Here is a 21,192-nt window from a genome sequence, read left to right on the forward strand (position 1 = left end):
GCGGCCGCTTTGTTCCAACGCGCTTACTGCTTGCCGAACTCGTCGCCCATTTCTTTCGCACGGGCATCGGCGGCGAGTGCGCCGCGTACGATCGCATCCTTGATCCCGCTTGCGTCGAACGATGTCAGCGCGGCAGCCGTGGTGCCACCCTTGGACGTCACGCGTTCGCGTAGCACGCTCGGCGGCTCGTCGGAATTTGCCGCCAGCTGCGCGGCGCCGGTGAAGGTCGCCACGGCCAGTGCGCGGCCTTGGGCTTCATCCATGCCGAGTTGACGAGCGGCTTCCTGCAACGCTTCGATGAAATAGAACACGTAAGCCGGACCGCTGCCCGAGATCGCGGTGACGGCGTCGATCTTCGCTTCGTCGTCGAACCAGACGGTTTCGCCGACCGCGCCCAATACTTGCGAGGCGAGCGCACGGCCCGCTTCGTCCACACTTGCCGTTGCCGTGAGGCCCGCGACGCCCATACCGATCAGCGCGGGCGTATTCGGCATCACGCGTACGACACGCGCGTGGCCGTTCAGCCAGCGCGACATGTCGTCCATGCGAATACCCGCGACGATACTGATCGCCAGTTGCGATGCCTTCAGATGCGGTGCCAGCGCCTCGGCGACACTCTTCAGGATCTGCGGCTTCACCGCCAGCACGACAGCGTCGTAAGCGGCGAGCGCACTGTCGGCGGCTGCGCCGGTCTTGATGCCGAATTGCTGCTCATTGCGCTTGCGCGCCTCTTCGTTGGGGTCGATCGCGTAGAGGTCGGCGGGCGCGACGCCGCGTTTGATGAGTCCGCCGATCAACGCGGCAGCCATATTGCCGCCACCGATAAAAGCAATTTTCATGATGTTCCGGGAGAGGTTGTGCGCCGAGCCTGGTTCGGCCCGCCACGATCAGTTTGAATAATCTCGTGCGCCGAAAATGGCGGTGCCGACTCGCACGATGGTCGCGCCTTCCAGTACGGCGGCCTCGAGGTCGCCCGACATGCCCATGGAGAGCGTGTCGAGTTCGAGTCCGTCGTTACGCAGACGCTCGAACAACTCGCGCAGGTGACGATGCGGCACGCGCTGCTCGTCGATGCCGCCGGCCGGCTCGGGAATCGCCATCAGGCCGCGCAAGGCGAGTCCCGGCAGCGCGGCAATCTGCTGCGCGACTTCCACCGCCTCCGGAACGCTGACGCCGCTTTTCGACGCCTCGCCGCTGACGTTCACCTGCAAGCAAACGTTCAACGGCGGCAGGTGGTCGGGGCGTTGCTCCGACAGCCGCTGCGCGATCTTCAGCCGATCGACGGAATGCACCCAGTCGAACTGCTCGGCGACCGGCCGCGTCTTGTTCGATTGCAAGGGTCCGATGAAATGCCATTCGATCGACGCCCGCAAATCGGCCAGCGTCTCGATTTTGGTGAGCGCTTCCTGCACGTAGTTTTCACCGAATGCGCGCTGGCCCGCAACATAAGCGGCGCGCACGTCTTCGGCGGGGAAGGTCTTCGAGACCGCGAGGAGGGTGATCGAACGCGTATCGCGTCCGGCCACGTGCGCGGCCATGGCGATGCGCTGCTGCACCGCTTCAAGGTTGTGAATCAGATCGGGCATGGAGGAACGTAACCGGAAGTCGAGCGAAGGCGATAACCGGATTATACGGACAGCATGTGCTCGACCAATTCGATCCAGTGCGCGACCGGCGTCGGCGTACCGCTTTGCAGATGCGCGATGCAGCCGACATTGGCCGACACGATCACTTGCGGCTCCTGCGCCCTGAGGCGTTCGAGCTTCTGGTCGCGCAACGCATACGAGAGTTTCGGCTGCGTCAGCGAGTAAGTGCCGGCCGAGCCGCAACACAGATGACTATCGGCGGGCAGGCGTACTTCCACGCCGAGCGCGGCGAGCAGATGCTCGACCTTGCCGCGCACCTGCTGACCATGCTGCAGCGTGCAGGGCGGATGGTACGCGACCGTATGAATCGAACGACGGCGCGTTTTTACGCGCAGATCTTCTTCAAATTCCGGCAGGATCTCCGCGACGTCGCGCGTCAGTTCGACGATGCGGCGCGCCTTTTCCGCGTACGCCGGATCGTGACGCAGCAAGTGTGCGTATTCCTTGACCGTCGCGCCGCAGCCGGACGCGTTCATCACGATCGCTTCGACGCCTTGTTCGACGTAAGGCCACCATGCGTCGATGTTGACGCGGAGGTCGTCGAGCGCGTCGTCGTTGTAGCCGAGATGCAGGCGGATCGCGCCGCAGCAACCCGCGTCGGGCGCGATCACGGTTTCCACGCCCAGTGCGTCGAGCACGCGCGCGGTGGCGATGTTGACGTTCGGCATCATCGACGGTTGCACGCAGCCGGCCAGCATCAGCATCTTGCGCGGATGTTTCGCGCTCGGCCATTCGAGCGGACGTTGCCGTGCGGGCACCTTGTCGCGCAATTTTCTCGGCAGAAGGCGGCGGAATTGCTGGCCGAGCCGCATGGTCGGCGTGAACAGCGCGCTGTTCGGCACGAAGCTCGCGAGCAGACGGCGCGTGAGCCGTTGACCGAGCGGACGCGTGACTTTCTCCTCGGTAATCTTGCGGCCGATTTCGACCAGTCGCCCATACTGCACGCCCGACGGGCAGGTCGATTCGCAGTTGCGACAGGTCAGGCAACGGTCGAGATGGACCTGAGTGCTGCGCGTGACCGGCGCGCCTTCGACCATCTGCTTGATGAGGTAGATGCGCCCGCGTGGGCCATCGAGTTCGTCGCCGAGAATCTGGTAGGTCGGGCAAGTCGCGGTGCAGAAACCGCAGTGCACGCAATTGCGCAGTATGGCGTCGGCTTCGTCGCCGTCCGGCGTATTGCGAATGAAGTCCGCGAGGTTGGTTTGCATCGCGTCGCTCAGAAGTCGGGGTAGAGACGGCCGCGATTGAAGATGCGGGCCGGGTCGAATGCGGTTTTCAGGCCGCGATGGATTTTCATCAGCGGCGCAGGCAGCGGTGTAAAGACGCCGGCGCCGCGGTCGTAGCCGTGGCCGCTACGGAATATCGTAGCGTGGCCGCCTGCCTGTTTCGCGCTGATGCGCACGGTTTGCGCGTCGGTGTCGGTGATCCACCAGCGCTGGCCGCCGCCCCATTCCATCAACTGCGCGCCGGGCAATTGCATCGGCTCGGTGATCGTGGGCAACGCGAGTCGCCACAGCGCGGCTTTCGGCGGAATGGCGGCAAAGAATGAATCGGTTTGTTCACGTAGACCGGCCCAGAAACGCTCGGCTTCGACGGCATCGACCACCTCGCCGCCAAGCGAGGTGCGTGCCGATTTGACCGCGGCTTCCGCGCCGCCGAGGCGTACCGCCAGCGTGCCGTGACGCCAGGCGCTCGCGGTGATCGGCAGCGGCCGGCCGCCCCATTCGTTGAGCTTGCGGACCGCGTCGGTGCCGTTCATTTCGAACTTGAGGGTGGATTCGGCTTGCGGCAGCGGCAGCACTTTGATCGACAGTTCGAGGATCAGCCCGAGCGTGCCGAGCGAGCCCGCCATCAAACGCGAGACGTCGTAACCGGCGACGTTCTTCACCACCTGCCCGCCGAAATGCAGCTTCTGGCCCTGGCCGTTCATGATGACCGCGCCGAGCACGAAGTCGCGCGCCGCACCCGCAGCCGGGCGCCGTGGACCGGCGATGCCCGCCGCGATGCAGCCGCCGAACGTGGCTTGCGGCCCGAAATGCGGCGGCTCGAAAGCGAGCATCTGATGATGCTCGGCAAGCGCGGCTTCGATCTCCAGCAGCGGTGTGCCCGCGCGCGCGGTGATGACCAGCTCCGCCGGATCGTAGGCAATGATGCCGCGATAAGCGCGCGTGTCGAGGATGTCACCTTCCAGCGTCTGACCGTACCAGTCTTTGGTCCCGCCGCCCCGGACGCGCAACGCACGACCTTCGGCGCTGGCCGAACGCACGCGTTCCGACCAAACGGTGACGATGTCGTCCTCTTCCATGGTGTCCTGCTTCGTTGTGTTTCGATCGATTGTACCGGGCGGGGGCGCGCTGGCAACCAGGAGCGGACCCGCATCGGGTAATCAGGGTGATGGGGCAGAAAGCCGCGCCGCAGCAGGCTATGCGCGGCGCGTGGCCGATGCGTGCGTGCGCTAGAAGCGCGGCAGGTCGGGATGCGGCAGCAAGCCGCCGCGCACGTGCATCTTGCCGTACTCCGCACAACGTGCCCGGGTGGGAATGCCCTTGTCGGGATTGAGCAGACCGGGGGCATCGAAAGCACGTTTGACGGCGTGAAAGGCGTCGCGCTCCTCGGGCGAGAACTGCACGCACATCGAATTGATCTTCTCGATGCCGACGCCGTGTTCGCCCGTTACCGTGCCGCCCAGTTCGACGCAGGCTTCGAGGATGTCGCAACCGAACGCTTCGGCGCGGTGCCACTCGTCCTGATCGTTGCCGTTGAAGAGGATCAGCGGATGCATGTTGCCGTCGCCGGCATGGAACACGTTGATGCAGCGCAAGGCGTACTTCTGCTCCATGACTTCGATGCGCGCCAGCAGCGGCCCGATACTGCGGCGCGGCACGGTGCCGTCCATGCAGTAATAATCCGGCGAAATTCGACCGGCCGCCGGAAAGGCGTTCTTGCGGCCGGACCAGAAGCGCAGCCGTTCGGTTTCCGTGCGCGAAATCTGGATCCGCGTGGCGCCCTGTTCGCGCAGCACCGCGGTCATGCGGACGATTTCGTCGGCAACTTCTTCCGGTGTGCCGTCCGATTCGCATAGCAGGATCGCTGCCGCATCGAGGTCGTAACCCGCTTTGACGAATTCTTCGACGGCGCGCGTGGCGGGTTTGTCCATCATCTCCAGGCCCGCCGGGATGATGCCCGCCGCGATGATTTCGGCGACCGCGGCGCCGCCTTTCACGACGTCGTCGAAGCTGGCCATGATGACCTGTGCGGTCTGCGGCTTCGGGATCAGCTTGACGGTGACCTCGGTGACGATCGCGAACATGCCTTCGCTGCCGATCAGCACCGCCAGCAGATCGAGGCCGGGTGCGTCGGGCGCGAGCGAGCCGAATTCGACGACCTCGCCTTCCATGGTGACGGCGCGCACGCGCAGCACGTTGTGCACGGTGAGGCCGTATTTGAGGCAATGGACCCCGCCGGAATTCTCCGAGACGTTGCCGCCGATCGTGCAGGCGATCTGCGACGACGGGTCCGGTGCGTAGTACAAGCCGTAAGGCGCGGCGGCTTCGGAGATCGACAGGTTGCGCACGCCCGGTTGCACCGTGGCGGTTCGCGCATACGAATCGACTTCGACGATCTTTCTGAAACGCGCCAGCGACACTACCACGCCATGCCGAATCGGCATGGCCCCGCCGGACAGGCCGGTGCCCGCGCCGCGCGGCACGATCGGCACATCCAGCCGATGACAGATCTGCACGATGCGCTGCACCTGCGATTCCGTCTCCGGCAAGGCGACCGCGAGCGGCAAACGCCGGTAGGCGGCCAGACCGTCACATTCGTAAGCGACGGTGTCTTCTTCGCGGTACAGCAGGCAGTGGGTCGGCAAGACGGCCATCAATGCCTGCACGACTTCGCGTTGGCGCCGGGCGAGCACTTCGGCCGTAAGTTCAGCGGGTGCGTTCATGTAACTTGTCTCCTCGTGCCTGTCACCCATCGTGTTTTTTTGGTCTTGCGCGGATGCGTCCGCGGCCAGGCGGCGGACCCGTTTAACGCGTCACGCTGCCCAGCTGAAAATCTTGCCGGGGTTCATCAGATTGTGCGGGTCGAGCGCGTGCTTGATGGAGCGCATCGTGTCGACCGCGACGTCGCCGTGTTCTTCGAGCAGAAAGCCCATCTTGTGCAGGCCGACGCCGTGCTCGCCGGTACAGGTGCCGTCCATGCGCAGTGCGCGTTGCACGATGCGATGATTCAGGCGCTCGGCTTCGGCGAGTTCTTCCGGCTTGTCGGGATCGATCAGGATCGCCACGTGGAAGTTGCCGTCGCCGACATGGCCGACGATCGGGCAGGGCAGCGGCGACGCTTTTAGATCCTCCTCCGTCTCCACCACGCATTCGGCGAGACGCGAGATCGGCACGCAGACATCGGTCGTGACGGCGCGGCAACCGGGCTTCAGTTGCAGCATCGCGAAATAGGCGTTGTGGCGGGCGTTCCAGAGACGGCTGCGATCTTCAGGACGGGTGGCCCATTCGAAACCTTCGCCCGAGTTTTGCGCGGTGATTTCCTGCACCGACTCCGCCTGCTCTTTCACACCGGCTTGCGTGCCGTGGAATTCGAAGAAGAGCGTGGGTGCCTCGCGCAACGTCAGATTCGAATGACGGTTGATCGAGCGGATCGCGAGGGCGTCGACGAACTCGACGCGCGCGATCGGCACGCCGATCTGGATCGTTTCGATCACGGCGCGCACGGCATCGCCCATCGACGGGAATGCGCAGACTGCGGCCGACACCGCTTCCGGTTGCGGATACAGGCGCACGGTGATTTCCGTGATTACGCCGAGCGTGCCTTCCGAGCCGACGAACAGACGCGTGAGGTCATAACCCGCCGACGACTTGCGTGCCCGCGTGCCGGTTTTGATCACGCGGCCATCGGCCAGCACGACGGTCAGTCCGAGCACGTTCTCGCGCATCGTGCCGTAGCGTACGGCATTGGTGCCTGACGCACGCGTGGCCGACATGCCGCCGATACTCGCGTCCGCGCCGGGGTCGATCGGGAAGAACAGGCCCGTGTCGCGCAGCGCTTCGTTCAGCTGCTTGCGCGAGATGCCGGGTTCGACGGTGACCGTGAGGTCTTCGGCGTTGATCGACAGTACCCGGTTCATTGCCGACAGATCGATCGACACGCCGCCTTGCACGGCCAGCAAATGGCCTTCGAGCGACGAACCGTTGCCGTAGGGAATGATCGGCACGTTGTACTGGCCGCACAGCGTGACGATGGTTTGCACGTCTTCGGTCGTATGCGCGAAGACGACGGCGTCGGGCAGTTGGGGATCGAACGGCGACTCGTCGCGGCCATGATGGGCGCGCACGGCTTCGGCAACCGACACGCGTTCAGCGAAAGCGGCCTTGAGCGCGTTCAGCAATTCAGCGGGAAACGGCCGGCGCAGCGGGGCCGGCGGCACGGGATGGTTCACGCATGTCTCCTGATTTCTGGGCAGAGCGGTATTCACAGCAAGTACTTCATTTTACGCCGTCCGCCCGTGGGCCGGCGTCGGCGCCGGCTTGCGCTCCTATAATGGCGGCGACTTCACGATGCGCGCAATATGGATAAACGCGATGGCATCGTCACTGAATGCATGGGAGACATCATGGGCAATCGTTTGAGCAAGATCGCAACCCGCACGGGCGACGACGGCACCACCGGACTCGGCGACGGCGCACGCGTGCGCAAGGACAGCGTGCGGATAGCCGCGATTGGCGATGTCGACGAACTCAATTCGAACCTCGGCGTGCTGCTGTGTGAAACGTTGCCCGACACGGTGCGCTCGGCGCTGGTGGCGATCCAGCACGACCTGTTCGATCTGGGCGGCGAATTGTGCATTCCCGGTCATACGATGATCACCGAGCGGCATCTTGCCCAACTCGACGGTTGGCTCGCCGACTACAACGCCGACTTGCCGCCGCTGAAGGAATTCATTCTGCCGGGCGGCTCGCGCCCGGCGGCGCTGGCGCATGTCTGCCGCACGGTTTGTCGTCGTGCTGAACGGGCGATCGTCGCGTTGGGCGAGAAGGAACCGCTTAATGCTGCGCCGCGTCAATATGTGAATCGCTTGTCCGATCTGCTGTTCGTGCTTGCGCGCGTGCTCAATCGCGCGGACGGCGGCATGGACGTGCTGTGGCAACGCGAGCGCCCGCCCGCCTGACACGCTTCCAACAGCGGCTTTGCCTGCGACAATCTGTCGTGGCGAAAGCGTCTCCTTAAAGATGTATTGTAAATGCATCTTTAAGGAGACGTACCCATGACCACTCTCACTGCTGATCAGATTGCCCGCGTCAAGGCCACCGTTCCCGTGCTCGCCGAACATGGCGCGACCATCACGCGGCATTTCTACAAGCGCATGTTTGCACATCATCCCGAGTTGAAGAATGTCTTCAACCAGACGCACCAAAAGAGCGGTAGTCAGCCGGAAACGCTGGCGCGCGCCGTGTACGCCTATGCCGCGAATATCGACAATCTCGGTGCGCTAGGGCCGACGGTGACGCGCATTGCCAATAAGCACGTCAGCCTGAATATCCGCCCGGAGCACTACCCGATCGTGGGACGTCACCTGCTCGGCGCAATCGTCGATGTGCTCGGCGACGCCGTCGATCAGGAGACGCTCGGTGCATGGGAGGTCGCGTACGGCCAACTGGCCAATATCTTTGTCGGCACGGAGGCGAAGTTGTATGAAAGCGCGCCGTGGAGCGGCTTCCGTCCGTTCAGGGTGGCGCGTAAGGAAGTGGAGAGTGACGAAATCACCTCGTTCTATCTGACGCCTGCGGACGGCTCGCCCGCGTGCGGATTCGAACCCGGCCAGTATCTGAGCGTGAAGCGTTTCGTGGACGAACTGGGCGTGGATCAGCCACGGCAATACAGTCTCTCCGACGCACCGAACGGCAAGTGGCTGCGGATTTCGGTCAAACGTGAAGCGGGCCGTGAGGACATCGCGCCCGGCCACGTGTCGAACCTGATGCACGACGGTGTCGAAGTGGGCGCGATCGTGCACGTGAGTGCGCCGATGGGCGATTTCATGCTGGATCGCAAGAAAACGACGCCGGTGGTGCTGATGAGCGGCGGGGTAGGCGTGACGCCGATGACTGCGATGCTGTCCACGTTGCTGGCCGATCAAAGCGCGCGCAGCGTGACCTTCGCGCATGCATGCCGCAACGGACGCGTGCACGCATTCAAGCAGTGGCTCGACGACGCGATTGCTGCAAGTCCCAACGTAACCCGCGCGATATTCTACGAAGCGGTTGATGCGGCGGATCGCCTTGGCGTGGACCATGATTTCGAAGGTCGCCTCGACGTGACGAAGATTGCCGACAAGGTGATCCTGCCCGACGCGGACTACTACATCTGCGGCCCGGTGCCGTTCATGCGTGCCCAATGCGATGCGCTGGCGGCGCTCGGCGTGGACGCCGCGCGCATTCACACGGAAGTGTTCGGCTCAGGCGTGGTTCAGTAAATCAATACCGGTGACGCATGGCGAGTCGCGCGCCTCAGCCGACCGCCAGCGTGACCGGCTTGCCGATGCGTCCCAACATTTCGACCAGCGTATCGATGGTGAACTTGGTGGTCTTTTTGTTAACCACGTCGGATACGCGCGGGCGCGAGACCATCAGAATCTCAGCGGCCTCAGCCTGCTTCAATTGATGCTGGTCGATCCAGCTCGAGAGCTCGGTCATGAGTTGCTCCTTGAGCAGGCGCGTGTCGTTGATTTCCTTTTGCGACGCGGCGTGCAGGCGTCTCGCTTCTTCCGTGGAAAAGCCGAGTTCGAGAAACACATTGGCACCGGGCTTGGTCACGTGACGAATTTTTGTGTCGATCGTCATTTCTTAAGGTTTCCTATGGTTAACGATGGCGCGATACCGCGTTTCCGCAATCTCTCTATCACGGTGACTCAACTGCTGAGTCTTCTTCTGGAAGCAATGCAGTACATAAAACGCTTCGGGAAATTTCGATATGTACATCACGCGAAAAATACCGTCTGGATCTCTGATGCGGATTTCACGCGTGCCCGCGCCAATCGAGTCCAGTGCCTTCCAGTCGTCGGGGTCTAAACCTGCCTGAATCTTGCCAAGCTGAAACCCGGCAAGTCGACGCGGCTCGATGGGGAAGGCGAGTAAATCGCGATAGCTGGAACCTAACCAGCGAATTTCTTTTTCGTCCCGCATGACATGCCATCCATGTACAAAATATTATACGTAACAACCCGCCAGGTCAAGTCATCCACGACCCGGCGACGAGTCGTTACGGTACCGAGGCAGTCCGCTTCCCACCATTCGTCCGTTCGGCCAATAAAAAAGCCCGGCTCATCGAGCCGGGCTTTTCAACTACAGCAGTTGGGCAGTGAGTCAGTCAGTTACCGCTGCCGCGCGCCACTCGGCGTTGCTTGACCGCCTCCGCGAGACCTTCCAGCACGGCGATGCTTTCGTCCCAGCCGATGCAGGCATCGGTGACGCTCTGGCCATACGTCAGCGCGCAACCGTCCTGCAGATCCTGGCGACCGGCCACGAGGTTCGATTCCACCATCACGCCGACGATTCGTTCGTCACCCGAAGCAATCTGGCGGCCGATGTCCGCGCACACCGGAATCTGGTTCTCATGCTTCTTCGAGCTGTTGGCGTGGCTTGCGTCGATCATGAGACGCGCAGCAAGACCGGCTTTGCCGATATCCGCGCACGCAGCGTTCACGCTGTCCGCGTCGTAGTTCGGCGTCTTGCCGCCGCGCAGAATGATGTGGCAATCCTCGTTGCCGGCGGTCGAGACGATCGCCGAGTGCCCACCCTTCGTCACCGACAGGAAATGGTGCGGTTGCGACGCGGCCTTGATGGCGTCGACGGCGATCTTCACGTTGCCGTCCGTGCCGTTCTTGAAGCCGACCGGGCACGACAGGCCCGAAGCCAGTTCGCGATGCACTTGCGATTCCGTCGTGCGCGCGCCGATCGCCCCCCACGAGATCAGATCGGCGATGTATTGCGGACTGATCATGTCGAGGTATTCGGTACCGGCCGGCAGGCCGAGTTCATTGATACGCAACAGCAACTCGCGCGCGGTGCGCAGGCCGTCGTTGATCTTGAAGCTGTTGTCCATGTACGGGTCGTTGATGAGACCCTTCCAGCCCACCGTCGTGCGCGGCTTTTCGAAGTACACGCGCATCACGATTTCGAGCTCGCCGGCAAAGCGCTTGCGCTGCTCGACGAGACGTCCGGCGTATTCCAGCGCTGCCTTCGTATCGTGAATCGAGCACGGTCCGATGATGACGATCAGGCGGTCTTCCATGCCGTGCAGAATGCGATGCATCGCGGTGCGCGAGTGATAGATCACGTTCGACGCCGTTTCATCGCAGGCGAATTCGCGGATCAGGTGAGCGGGCGGCGTGAGTTCTTTCAATTCGCGGATACGGACATCGTCGGTGTTGTGCGGGGGCATGGTTGTTCTCCTGAATCGGTTCGTAGCGTGTTCGCGGTCGAATAGGGTTTCAAAGGCATGAGGCAAAAAAAAACCGCCAGACTCAGCTGGCGGTTTTTCGGGAATTCTGGTGTCCTGCGTGCACTAACACCCCTCTCGATCCGCCAGCGGTCTGAGATACCAAAAAAAGTAAAAGTAAAACTTGGCGGACATGGCGAAATGGGTCGCTGGTCAAATAGGGTGAGTGACTTTATAACCCGTGCAGGCGGCGCGTGCAAGCTGCAAGGGTTAAAAATGCGGGGAATCCGCATACTTCGCGCGTTGTATGCACGAAGTATGCGTTTGCTACAAAATCAGGCAGTGCCGCCAACCGTCATCCGGTCGATCCGCAGAGTCGGTTGGCCGACGCCCACCGGCACGCTCTGACCTTCCTTGCCGCATACGCCGACGCCCGAATCGAGCTTCATGTCGTTGCCGATCATGCTGACGTACTTGAGCGATTCCGGGCCGCTACCGATCAGCGTTGCGCCCTTCACCGGGTAGGTGATCTTGCCGTTTTCGATCATGTACGCCTCGGAGGCCGAGAACACGAACTTGCCGTTCGTGATATCGACCTGGCCGCCGCCGAAGTTCACCGCATACAAACCGTTCTTCACGGATTCGATGATTTCCTGCGGGTCCTTGTCGCCGTTGAGCATGTAGGTGTTGGTCATGCGCGGCATCGGTAGCGCCGCGTACGATTCACGACGCGCATTGCCCGTGACCGGCATCTTCATCAGACGCGCGTTGAGCGTGTCCTGGATGTAGCCCTTCAGGATGCCGTCTTCGATCAACGTGGTGCATTGGGTCGGATTGCCTTCGTCGTCGATATTGAGTGAGCCGCGACGGTTCGGCAGCGTGCCGTCGTCGACCACCGTGACGCCCTTGGCCGCAACCTGTTCGCCGATGCGTCCGGCGAACGCCGACGAACCCTTGCGGTTGAAGTCACCTTCGAGACCGTGGCCGATCGCTTCGTGCAGTAGCACGCCAGGCCAGCCCGGTCCAAGCACGACGGTCATCGCGCCGGCCGGCGCCGGACGCGCGTCGAGGTTGACGAGCGCCGCATGCACGGCGTCGTCGACGTAGCGCGACAGCACTTCGTCCGTGAAATAGCCGTAGTCGAAACGGCCACCGCCGCCGCCGCTGCCGATCTCGCGACGGCCGTTCTGTTCGGCGATCACCGTGACCGAGACGCGCACCAGCGGACGGATGTCGGCCGCAAAGCCACCGTCGCTGCGGGCCACCAGTACCACGTCGTATTCACCGGCAAGGCCGGCCATCACTTGCTGGATGCGCGGATCGCGGCCGCGCGCCATTTGCTCGACGCGTTCGAGCAGCTTGACCTTGGCGGTGGCGTCGAGCGAATGCAGCGGATCGGACGGCAGGTAAAGATCGCGCCCGGCAATGCCGGTCAGCGACGAAGCCACCTTGATCTTCTGCTTGCCGCCGCCGGCCTTGGCGATCGAACGCGTGGCCAATGCGGCCTGGCGGATCGCTTCGGGCGAGAGGTCGTCCGAGTACGCGAACGCCGTGCGGTCGCCCGATACGGCGCGCACGCCGACGCCCTGGTCGATGCTGAAGCTGCCCGACTTCACGATGCCTTCTTCGAGACTCCACGCTTCGCTGCGGGTCGCCTGAAAGTACAGGTCCGCGTAATCGATGCGGTGCGTGAAGATTTCGGCGAGCGTGCGGGTGAGCAGCGATTCGTCGAGGCCGTAGGGCGTCAGGAGGATGTCCTTGGCGGTCGCGAGATTACGGATACCGGGTTCGATGATGTTCATGCGAAGTATGTTCTGCTCGATACGAAGGATTCGGTTAGCGCCACCTTCCCTATATGAGTCGGGGACGCCGCAGTTTCAATGTCAGGCGGTGATCGATGGGATCAACTCAGCACGCGGTGACGCCAGGCCGGCAGACTCTGCCGCACTTCGTCGATGCGCGCCCGTTCGAGATCGCCGATGACGACGCCGGCGCCTTCGTCACGCACCGCGACGATTTCGCCCCACGGGTCGATCAGCATGCTGTGGCCCCAGGTCCGGCGGCCGTTTTCGTGTTTGCCGCCTTGCGCCGCGGCCAGCACGTAACACTGGTTTTCGACGGCCCGCGCGCGCAGCAGCATTTCCCAGTGCGCGCGTCCGGTGGTGTAGGTGAACGCCGACGGCACCACGATCAGCGCGCAGTCGCCCATACGCCGGTACAGCTCCGGAAAGCGCAAATCGTAGCAGACCGAAAGGCCGACCCGGCCGAACGGGGCCTCGAAGGTGCGGACCTCGCCGCCGGGGCAGATGGTGCGTGCCTCGTCGAACGATTCCTCGCCTTTTTCGAAGCTGAACAGATGGATCTTGTCGTAGCGCGCGGCTTCGTTGCCTTGCGGGTCGAACACCAGCGTGGTGTTCAGCACCCGCGACGCTTCCGGCGCGGTAATCGCCAGCGTGCCGCCGATCACCCACACCTTGTGACGCCGCGCGGCGTCGGCGAGAAAGCGCTGGATCGGGCCGTCCTGATAGGCTTCGCGCACGGCCAGCTTGTCCGTGTCCTTGAAGCCCATGAAGCAGAAGTATTCCGGCAGCAGGACCAGTTGGGCGCCGTCGGCGGCGGCTTCGGCGATGAGGCGCTCCGCCTCGGCCAGATTGCGTTCGCGATCCGGCGTGCTCACCATCTGCAGGGCGGCGACGCGGAAGCTGGTTTCCGGGTTACCGCTTGCGACCGCCTGGGCCGCGTTTGAAGAGACGTGTGTTTCGCTCATGAGCGTTTCGAAAAACTCCCGGCAAGGCGGCGGCGCGAATCATTTGCGCCGCATACGTCGTTCAAGGCTGGCTGGGCCGCCGGTGCGGCACTGCGCTCGTTCGACCAGGCAAAGGGTCGAATGCGGCTCAGTGCGCTTCCACGGTCGAAGCCGGAGCGTCCATCTTACCGCGATCGCCCTTCACCCGCTCGATGTGCGGTTTCGACCAGGAGCCGGTGATGTCGTACTCCCGTGCGAACACATGCGAGACCGAGTGACTGAAGGCCAGATCGGCCACCAGCGCGCCCAGCCCGAGCAGCGGGTTGATCACGGTCGCGGCGACCACGGCGGCACCCGCGCTGACGGTCGGGATGATCTGCACCTGCAGGTTCTGCGTTTCCTGCGCGAGGTCGACCGAACCCTTCATATTGGCGCGCGCCGGGGCGGTCACCATCTCGAAGTTCTCGGTGCGGCCGATCCCGTTATGGATCTGCGCGGTGCCGGTGACATGCTCGAACGGCAGGCCTTCGCCGATCACGTCGCGGAAATTCAGCGTGGCAAAGCGAGCAAGGCTTTGCAGGCTCAGCACGCCGAGCAGCTTGGCCACACCCGGATCGACCTTGAGAATCTGCCCGTGGCGCAGGTCGACGGCCAGATTGCCGTTGAAGGTCGGATAGTCGATCTTGGTCGGGCCGCCTTGCCACACCACCTTGCCCGACAGCGAGCCGCTGCCCGCCTTGAGCGTGCGCGGCTGGCCGAAGCGCTCCAGCAGCGCGCCGGCATCCTTGATATCGAGCTTGAAGTCGAACACCGTGCGGCGCGGGGTGGTTTCGTCGGCGTTGTTGCCTGCGTCCGTCGAGGTCCGCCAGTTTGCCGTGGCGGTCAGCGTGGCGGCCGGGTTGGTGATGTCGAGCTTGTCGAGTTGCCAGACCGGCACACCGTCTTCGTCGAAGTTGTGCGCGTCCACTTCGAGCCGGCCGATATTGCGATCGCGCACGATCAGCTCGTTGACTACCAGATCGATCGACGGCATGTTCTGCGCCGGCGCCGACATCGCCTGGCCGAGCAGGTCCTTGTCGGTGGCCGACGGAATCACGACGCGGGCAAAGCGCGCCTGCAGCGTGCCCGGCGACTCTTTGGTCGCGCCGGGCAGCCAGGAGACGTGGCCGGACACCTGGTTGGAGGCGATATTCGCCTGCCATTTGCCGTCCGCATGCGAGGCGCCGACGATCACGCTGTCCCAATGACGCTTGAGCAAGGTCAGCGTATCGATATGGACGGCGAAGCGGCTCGGCAGGAATTGCGTGAGCGTCGGATTCGGCGCGGGCGGCGGGACCGCGGCCGCGGTAGCCGTGCCGCTGACGGCGGCAGGCGCTTCCTTGCTGCGCATCTGCGCGATGAGCGCACGCCAGGCATCCGCGTCGAGTGCTTCGATGTCGACGGCGGCGATCACGCCCTCGGTCGGCAGATCGGCCGGCTTGTTGACGCCCACGGCGCCGCGCACGACCACGGGCGGCGTTTTCGGTTGATAGCGCAACAGATAGGTCGCGGCGATCGGCCCGAAGGTGAGATCGGCGCGTTCCAGACCGGCGTCGCCCATCGCCTTCGATGGGCTGACGTCGAAGTGCAGCGGCATCGGCGTGCCGACCGGCTTGTTGAACGGCGCCGGAAAGTCGAGCGCGAGGCCCGTCAGGTCGGAGTTCGCCGTCACTTCCGGCAGTTTTCCCTTGGCGCCGCGTACGTTCAGCGCATAAGGCGCGCTGCCGCTCATGCGCGTGAGCACCTGCGCGGCCGGACCGTGCAGATTGAGACTGCGCGCGGCATCCACGGCGATGTGGCCGCCGAGATCCAGCGCATACGTACCGTTCTGGTTCATGCCGCCGTTCGCGTGGACGTCGCCGCCGAGAAATTGCCCGGAGAGGCGGTCGACTCGCGCCGTATGTTCGGTGAATTGCACCTTGCCGTTCAGTTGCGAAAGCGGCGGCACGTTGTCGACCGTCAGACGGTTGTTCTGGAAGCCGACCGCGCCTTCCACGCCGATATGCGGCATCGGCGTGCGCGGCACGGTGAGCTTGAGCGCGAGCGACGCCGCGCCTTCGGCATGCACTTTCTCGGTCTGGTGTTTCGCCATGATGCCGAGCGAGCTGTCGTTGACGTAGTCGAGCATGTCGGCGAGCGGCCCGCGCCCGTTGCCTCTGATGATAAGACTCGACGCCTTGGTGCCGAGGTCGTCGATCTTACCGTTCACGCCCGTGAGCGCGACCTGCTTGTAATGCGCGCGGTCGATGTCGAAGCGCATCACGTTCTGCTTCAACTCGAACACGCCGTCGATGCCGTCGAGCGCCGGCCAGAAGTTCGGCGTGCCGTTGCGCATCTTGCGCGGCGGGAACGGCGTCGGGTCGAACTTGCCGCCCTTGAACGGCGCGACGATATGGAAGAGCCCCGCGCCGGGGTCGCGCGAATAGGGGAATTTGGTCAGGTCGCCGTGTATTTCGATCGTTGCGCCGTGCGACACGCCGGCTTGCAAACCGTGGCCCAGATAAATGCGCAGCTTCTCGGTGATGCTGGTCGGCAGATAGCGGGCGATGCGCGGAACCTGCGCGCGCTGGAAGTCGGCCTTCAGGTCGAGCGAGCCGCGTCCGTGGCCGGGGTTGCTGTAGTCGGCGGTGGCGGTGGCCGCGACATCCGCGTTGGAAACGCCGAAGTCGGCCAGCTTCACCGTGAAGGCCGGATGATTTTCGCCGGGCGCTTTCGGGGTGATCGTCCAGTCGGCGCGACCGTGCAGGTGGTCGAGCTTCAGACGCGGATCGTCGAACACGCCCGGCAGCGTGATGGCGACGTTCGACGTGTCGAGCAGGGCGCTGCCGTGGTTTTCGTCCGCGTCGACGGTGCCCCACAGGTTTTCGATGCCGGGGATGCCCGCGCGCGGGTGATTGAGCGGCGTCAGACCCGGCGGCGGCTCCTGCGCGGCGACGCTGATCCCTTGCAGATCGCCCTTGAAGCGATAGCGCTCGATCGGCTCGGCGCCGGTCGGATAACGGTCGCTGCCCGCTTCGCCGGACTCCGGCTTGCCGCGTTCGACCTCGATCACATAGTTGGCCACGAGGCCGCGCGGATTGAAGCGCACCAGATTGTTCAGCAGACGGCGCGGGAGCGGCAGCGCGCGGCTGAATTCGGCGAGGATGCCCAGGTCGACCCGGTCGCCGCTCACGCTGAGCAACTGGCCGCGTTGCTGCGTGGCGGTCCGGTAGCGGCCGTCGAGCGCATCGAAGACCAGCGTGCGGGTGAGCGGCGTGCCGTCGTCGAGCGGCGGCTGGCCGAGTTCGGCGTGCATGTTGCTCAGTTGCACCTTGTAGTCGCCCTGATCGGCTTCGACACGCCACGAGAAGTTGGCCATCGGTACGAGCAGCTTCGGCTGGGTCGGGCGCACGCGCATCGCGATGTCCGTGCCGGCCAGCTGGCCGCTCGCCGAGGTCATGCGACCGTCGGCGAAGTCGGCCCAGATGGCGTTGTCGATACGGCCGGCGAATGTCTCGATCGGCAGGTTGATGTAGCGCGCGAGGGTCGGCAGATCGACCGGGCCGGTCGACATGTAAACCTGGCCGGCCCAGTTGATCGGCTTGCCGATCGCGGAGAGCGGAGCGTGGCGGAAGTGCGTGCGGAAATCGATCGGACCGTGCAGGACGTGGCCGTCGGCGGGGGCTTGCAGCGCTAGCCGGTGCTCATAGCCGTCGTTGAGAATGGCGATGCGGATGTCGCGCAGCGCGAGCTCCGGCGCGTCGTGCTCCGCATCGCGCCAGCGCAGCACGCCGCCGCGCACGACGATGGCCTGTTGACGCAAGAGGTAGGTGGATAAGGTGTCGTTGCCGCTGTGCCGGGTCGGAATCGGCACGCCAGCCACCGACATCACGCCGTCGCTGCTGCGCGAAACCAGCACGTCCGGTTCGTCGACGATCAGGCTCGACAGCGCTGGATGAAATTGCCAGAGCGACTTCCACGAGAGCGTAGCGGTGGCATGCGGAATCGTCAGCGCGGCGTTGCCTTCATGATCGCGGATGACGATATTCGTGACGTCGAGGCCGGGTTGAAAGCCGCTCCAGTGCGGCGCCAGCTTGCCGATGGTGAACTGCGTGTGCAGCTTGTCCGAGACGGTGGCTTCGATGCGCGGGCGGAACGAGTCGACGCGCGGCAGCACCACGTAACGCAGGCCAAGAAAGAGGGCCGCCGCGATGAAGTAGAGGACGAGCGCGATCGCCAGAACCACGTGCAAGGTCCGACGCAGCACGATGTGGTCGCTTCCGCTCACAGGCCGGACCTGCCCTGTTTCGTGCGGGTCGGCGGATTCGTTTCGCTCGGACATGCTGCGGCGGGTGGGCGTATGGTAGTTTTGCGAATTAACGACGAAATGTAACACACGGGAAAGCCTCTACGGACTTCCGGCAAACCCTGTCTGCATGCCGCCTCGCGACCTGCGCGACGGTGCTTGACCCGTGTGTTGCGGCGAACTGACCAACGCTGACCAAGCAACGAGCGAGCCAGACCCCTGATGACCGACGCTACTCTCCTGAGTTCCAGCTATTCACACTATGCAGCACGCGCCGTGACGGCCCGTCCGTCACTCATGGCGCAAGTAGAGGCGCTCGCCTGCGCCCCGCTGACGCGCGAGCGCATCGACGCGCGCTTCGACGTGTTGTGTGCCGAAGCCGCCGGCGCGGCCGCTGCGCCGCTGAGCGAGGATGCACTCAAACGGGCCTTGCGTCAGTTGCGAACCGAGGTGTTTTGCGCCGTGATGGAGCGCGATCTGGCGGGTGAGGCCGATGTCGCCGAGGTCACCGGTGCGATGACGGACCTGGCCGAGACGACGATCCAGCGGGCGCTCGCGGTGTTGTCCGCCGAACTCGAAGCGCTGTTCGGCGAACCGCGCGGGCCCGAAGGCGAGCGGCTCTCGCTCGGCGTGGTGGGCATGGGCAAGCTGGGCGGCCGCGAACTGAACGTGTCGTCGGATATCGATCTGATCTTCGTTTATGAAGAGGACGGCGAGACCGCCGGCGCTCAGCGTTCGCCGATTGCGACGCAGGACTTTTTTTCGCGGCTCGGCAAACGGCTGATCGGCGCGCTCGCCGAAGTGACCGCCGACGGCTATGTGTTCCGGGTCGATATGCGCTTGCGGCCGAATGGCGATTCGGGGCCGCTCGTGTGCAGTCTCGGCATGCTGGAAGAATATTTTTACGTGCAGGGCCGCGAGTGGGAACGCTATGCGTGGATCAAGGGGCGGCTCGTGTCCGAGGCGGCGAGCGATTCGGCGCAGCGTCTGCAGAAGCAACTCGACGCGATCGTCATGCCGTTTGTCTACCGCCGGTATCTCGACTTTGGTGTGATCAGCGCGATTCGCGCGCTGCATCTGCAGATTCGTCAGGAAGCGCAGCGCCGTGCGTCGATGCGGCCGGATAAGGCCGACGACATCAAGCTCGGGCGCGGCGGTATCCGCGAAATCGAATTCAGCGCGCAGGTGTTCCAGTTGATTCGCGGCGGCCAGGACGCGGGCTTTCGGGTCCGGCCGACGCTGGCCGTCCTGCGCCACGCGGCCACGCACGGCCTGATCGACACGACGGTGTGCGTGAAGCTCTCGCAGGCGTATCGCTTCCTGCGCGAACTCGAGCATCGTCTGCAATACCGTAACGATGCGCAAACCCACGCCATGCCGGTCGATCCCGAAGAGCGCGTGGCGCTGGCTCACGCGATGGGTTGCGACGATTACGCGGCATTGATGACGCGGCTCGACGCGCATCGCGAGTTCGTCGAACAGCAGTTCGACCAGATTTTTGCCGACAAGGTGAACGGCCGCGACGGCTGCGGCGCGCCCGAAGACGGCGCCGCCGCCTGGATCTGGAGCAGTGCGCTCGCCGACGACAGTGCCGACGAAGCGCTCCACGCACGGCTCGTCGAACTGGGGATCGCCGAACCGGCCGACCTGCTGGCGCGGTTGCGCGGGATCTGGGGCTCGTCGCGCTATGCGGGGCTGGCCGAGCGTAGCCGGCAACGTTTCGACGTCGTCGCGCAACGGGCGCTCGAAGCCGCGCGCACGCTGGAGCCGCCCGAGCGTCGCGGCGATACCGTCGCGCGCTTTTTCGACCTGCTCGAAGCGGTGAGTCGGCGCGGCGCGTATCTGGCTCTGCTGACCGAATATCCGCAAGCGTTGCATCGGGTGTTGTCGGTGCTGGGCGGTTCGCGCTGGGCGGCGGGCTATCTGATCCGCCATCCGCAGTTGCTCGATGAATTGCTGGACGACGAGGCCATCAACAGTCCGTTCGACTGGCCGGAGTTCAAACGCACGCTGCGCCTGCGGCTCGCGGCGGCCGACGGCGTCGAGCAGCAGATGGACCTGTTGCGGCACGCGCATCAGGCCGAGGTGTTCCGCATTCTGCTCATCGATCTGGCGGGCAAGCTGAGCGTCGAGCATGTGAGCGACCGCTTGTCGGAACTTGCCGACGCGGTGCTCGACGTCACGCTTCAGGCCGTCTGGAACCAGTTGCCGAAGCGGCATCGCGAAGTGCCGCGCTTCGCGGTGATCGCATACGGCAAGTTGGGTGGCAAGGAACTGGGTTATGCGTCGGACCTCGACGTGATCTTCCTCTACGACGACCCCGACGATGCCGCGGCCGAGATCTATTCCACCTACACCCGCCGGCTCATCACCTGGCTGACGACCGCGACGGGCGCCGGCACGCTGTTCGACGTCGATCTGCGTTTGCGGCCGAACGGCGAGTCGGGGCTGCTCGTCACCGATCTGGACGCGTTCCGCCGCTACCAATTACGTGAGGGCGATGCGGCCAATACAGCGTGGGTCTGGGAGCACCAGGCGCTGAGTCGAGCGCGTTACTGCGCGGGCGATGCCGAGATCGGCGTCAGGTTCGAGGCCATCCGCGAACAGGTTTTGACCACGCCGCGCGAAGCCGCGCCGCTCGCGAAGGAAATCGTCGAGATGCGCGCGCGCGTGGAGGCGGGGCATCCGAACCACACGGCGTTGTTCGATCTGAAGCACGACAGCGGCGGCATGGTCGATATCGAGTTCACCGTGCAGTATTGGGTGCTGTTGCACGCGGCTGGCGATGCCGAGCTGATCCGCAATACCGGCAACATCGCGTTGCTGCGGGAGGTGTCGCGCTTCGGGCTGATGAGCGAAGCGGAAGCCGAGACGGTTGGGGCGGCGTATCGCACGTACCGCAAGTTGCAGCACAAGCTGCGGCTCGACGGCATGGAGAAGGCGCGGGTCGATCCGGCGCGGGTGACGACCGAGCGGGAAGCGGTGCTGGCGTTGTGGAAGCGGGTGTTTGGCTGAGGCGGGGGCGC

General features: G+C 64.2%; 15 protein-coding genes. 3 read left to right on the forward strand and 12 right to left on the reverse strand.

Annotation, left to right across the window (positions count from 1 at the left end):
- Positions 1-23: 23 nt before the first annotated feature.
- The 6 genes from proC to FQ705_RS22810 all read right to left on the reverse strand — a co-directional run bounded on the left by proC (position 24) and on the right by FQ705_RS22810 (position 7,101).
- Positions 24-839 carry a pyrroline-5-carboxylate reductase gene (gene proC / locus FQ705_RS22785; protein WP_144144539.1) on the reverse strand — a complete coding sequence of 272 codons (816 nt, stop codon included), beginning with the start codon at positions 837-839 and terminating at the stop codon, positions 24-26.
- 48 nt (positions 840-887) lie between these two features.
- Entirely contained in the window at positions 888-1,586 is a 699-nt protein-coding gene (locus tag FQ705_RS22790; RefSeq protein ID WP_144144541.1) for a YggS family pyridoxal phosphate-dependent enzyme, read from the reverse strand.
- A gap of 41 nt (positions 1,587-1,627) precedes the next feature.
- Positions 1,628-2,854: a glycolate oxidase subunit GlcF gene (glcF, locus tag FQ705_RS22795; RefSeq protein WP_144144543.1), complete on the reverse strand. Its 1,227-nt coding sequence runs from the start codon at positions 2,852-2,854 to the stop codon at positions 1,628-1,630.
- Between the two features lie 8 nt (positions 2,855-2,862).
- Entirely contained in the window at positions 2,863-3,951 is a 1,089-nt protein-coding gene (glcE, locus tag FQ705_RS22800) for a glycolate oxidase subunit GlcE (RefSeq protein WP_144144545.1), read from the reverse strand.
- A 150-nt stretch (positions 3,952-4,101) separates the two neighbouring features.
- Positions 4,102-5,595, reverse strand: a complete 1,494-nt coding sequence (locus FQ705_RS22805; RefSeq protein ID WP_144144547.1) for an FAD-linked oxidase C-terminal domain-containing protein — start codon at positions 5,593-5,595, stop codon at positions 4,102-4,104.
- Positions 5,596-5,685: 90 nt separating this feature from the next.
- Entirely contained in the window at positions 5,686-7,101 is a 1,416-nt protein-coding gene (locus tag FQ705_RS22810; RefSeq protein ID WP_144144549.1) for an FAD-linked oxidase C-terminal domain-containing protein, read from the reverse strand.
- A 174-nt stretch (positions 7,102-7,275) separates the two neighbouring features.
- Between FQ705_RS22810 and FQ705_RS22815 the strand changes: the two genes are divergently transcribed.
- Positions 7,276-7,830 carry a cob(I)yrinic acid a,c-diamide adenosyltransferase gene (locus tag FQ705_RS22815; RefSeq protein ID WP_144145754.1) on the forward strand — a complete coding sequence of 185 codons (555 nt, stop codon included), beginning with the start codon at positions 7,276-7,278 and terminating at the stop codon, positions 7,828-7,830.
- Between the two features lie 96 nt (positions 7,831-7,926).
- On the forward strand, positions 7,927-9,132 hold the full coding sequence (gene hmpA / locus FQ705_RS22820; RefSeq protein ID WP_144144551.1) for an NO-inducible flavohemoprotein: 1,206 nt from the start codon (positions 7,927-7,929) through the stop codon (positions 9,130-9,132).
- Positions 9,133-9,166: 34 nt separating this feature from the next.
- On the opposite strand, the gene FQ705_RS22825 is transcribed toward hmpA, so the two are convergent.
- From FQ705_RS22825 to FQ705_RS22855, 6 genes are all read right to left on the reverse strand, one after another.
- Positions 9,167-9,499, reverse strand: coding sequence for a helix-turn-helix domain-containing protein (locus FQ705_RS22825; RefSeq protein WP_144144553.1), 333 nt, complete (start codon positions 9,497-9,499; stop codon positions 9,167-9,169).
- A gap of 3 nt (positions 9,500-9,502) precedes the next feature.
- Complete coding sequence (locus FQ705_RS22830; RefSeq protein WP_144144555.1) at positions 9,503-9,841, reverse strand: type II toxin-antitoxin system RelE/ParE family toxin; 339 nt, start codon at positions 9,839-9,841, stop codon at positions 9,503-9,505.
- Between the two features lie 184 nt (positions 9,842-10,025).
- The gene (aroG, locus tag FQ705_RS22835; RefSeq protein ID WP_144144557.1) at positions 10,026-11,099 is read right to left on the reverse strand and encodes a 3-deoxy-7-phosphoheptulonate synthase AroG; all 1,074 of its coding nucleotides are present in this window, start codon (positions 11,097-11,099) and stop codon (positions 10,026-10,028) included.
- Between the two features lie 332 nt (positions 11,100-11,431).
- Complete coding sequence (tldD, locus tag FQ705_RS22845; RefSeq protein WP_144144559.1) at positions 11,432-12,898, reverse strand: metalloprotease TldD; 1,467 nt, start codon at positions 12,896-12,898, stop codon at positions 11,432-11,434.
- 101 nt (positions 12,899-12,999) lie between these two features.
- Positions 13,000-13,863: a carbon-nitrogen hydrolase family protein gene (locus FQ705_RS22850; RefSeq protein ID WP_144144562.1), complete on the reverse strand. Its 864-nt coding sequence runs from the start codon at positions 13,861-13,863 to the stop codon at positions 13,000-13,002.
- A 127-nt stretch (positions 13,864-13,990) separates the two neighbouring features.
- Positions 13,991-18,202 (reverse strand): YhdP family protein, encoded by a 4,212-nt coding sequence (locus FQ705_RS22855; RefSeq protein ID WP_144144564.1) that lies wholly within the window; start codon positions 18,200-18,202, stop codon positions 13,991-13,993.
- A 186-nt stretch (positions 18,203-18,388) separates the two neighbouring features.
- Between FQ705_RS22855 and glnE the strand changes: the two genes are divergently transcribed.
- Positions 18,389-21,181: a bifunctional [glutamate--ammonia ligase]-adenylyl-L-tyrosine phosphorylase/[glutamate--ammonia-ligase] adenylyltransferase gene (glnE, locus tag FQ705_RS22860; RefSeq protein WP_144144566.1), complete on the forward strand. Its 2,793-nt coding sequence runs from the start codon at positions 18,389-18,391 to the stop codon at positions 21,179-21,181.
- Positions 21,182-21,192 lie beyond the last annotated feature (11 nt).

Origin of the sequence: Paraburkholderia sp. BCC1884 (genome assembly GCF_900996225.1) — a bacterium.
GTDB lineage: Bacteria > Pseudomonadota > Gammaproteobacteria > Burkholderiales > Burkholderiaceae > Paraburkholderia.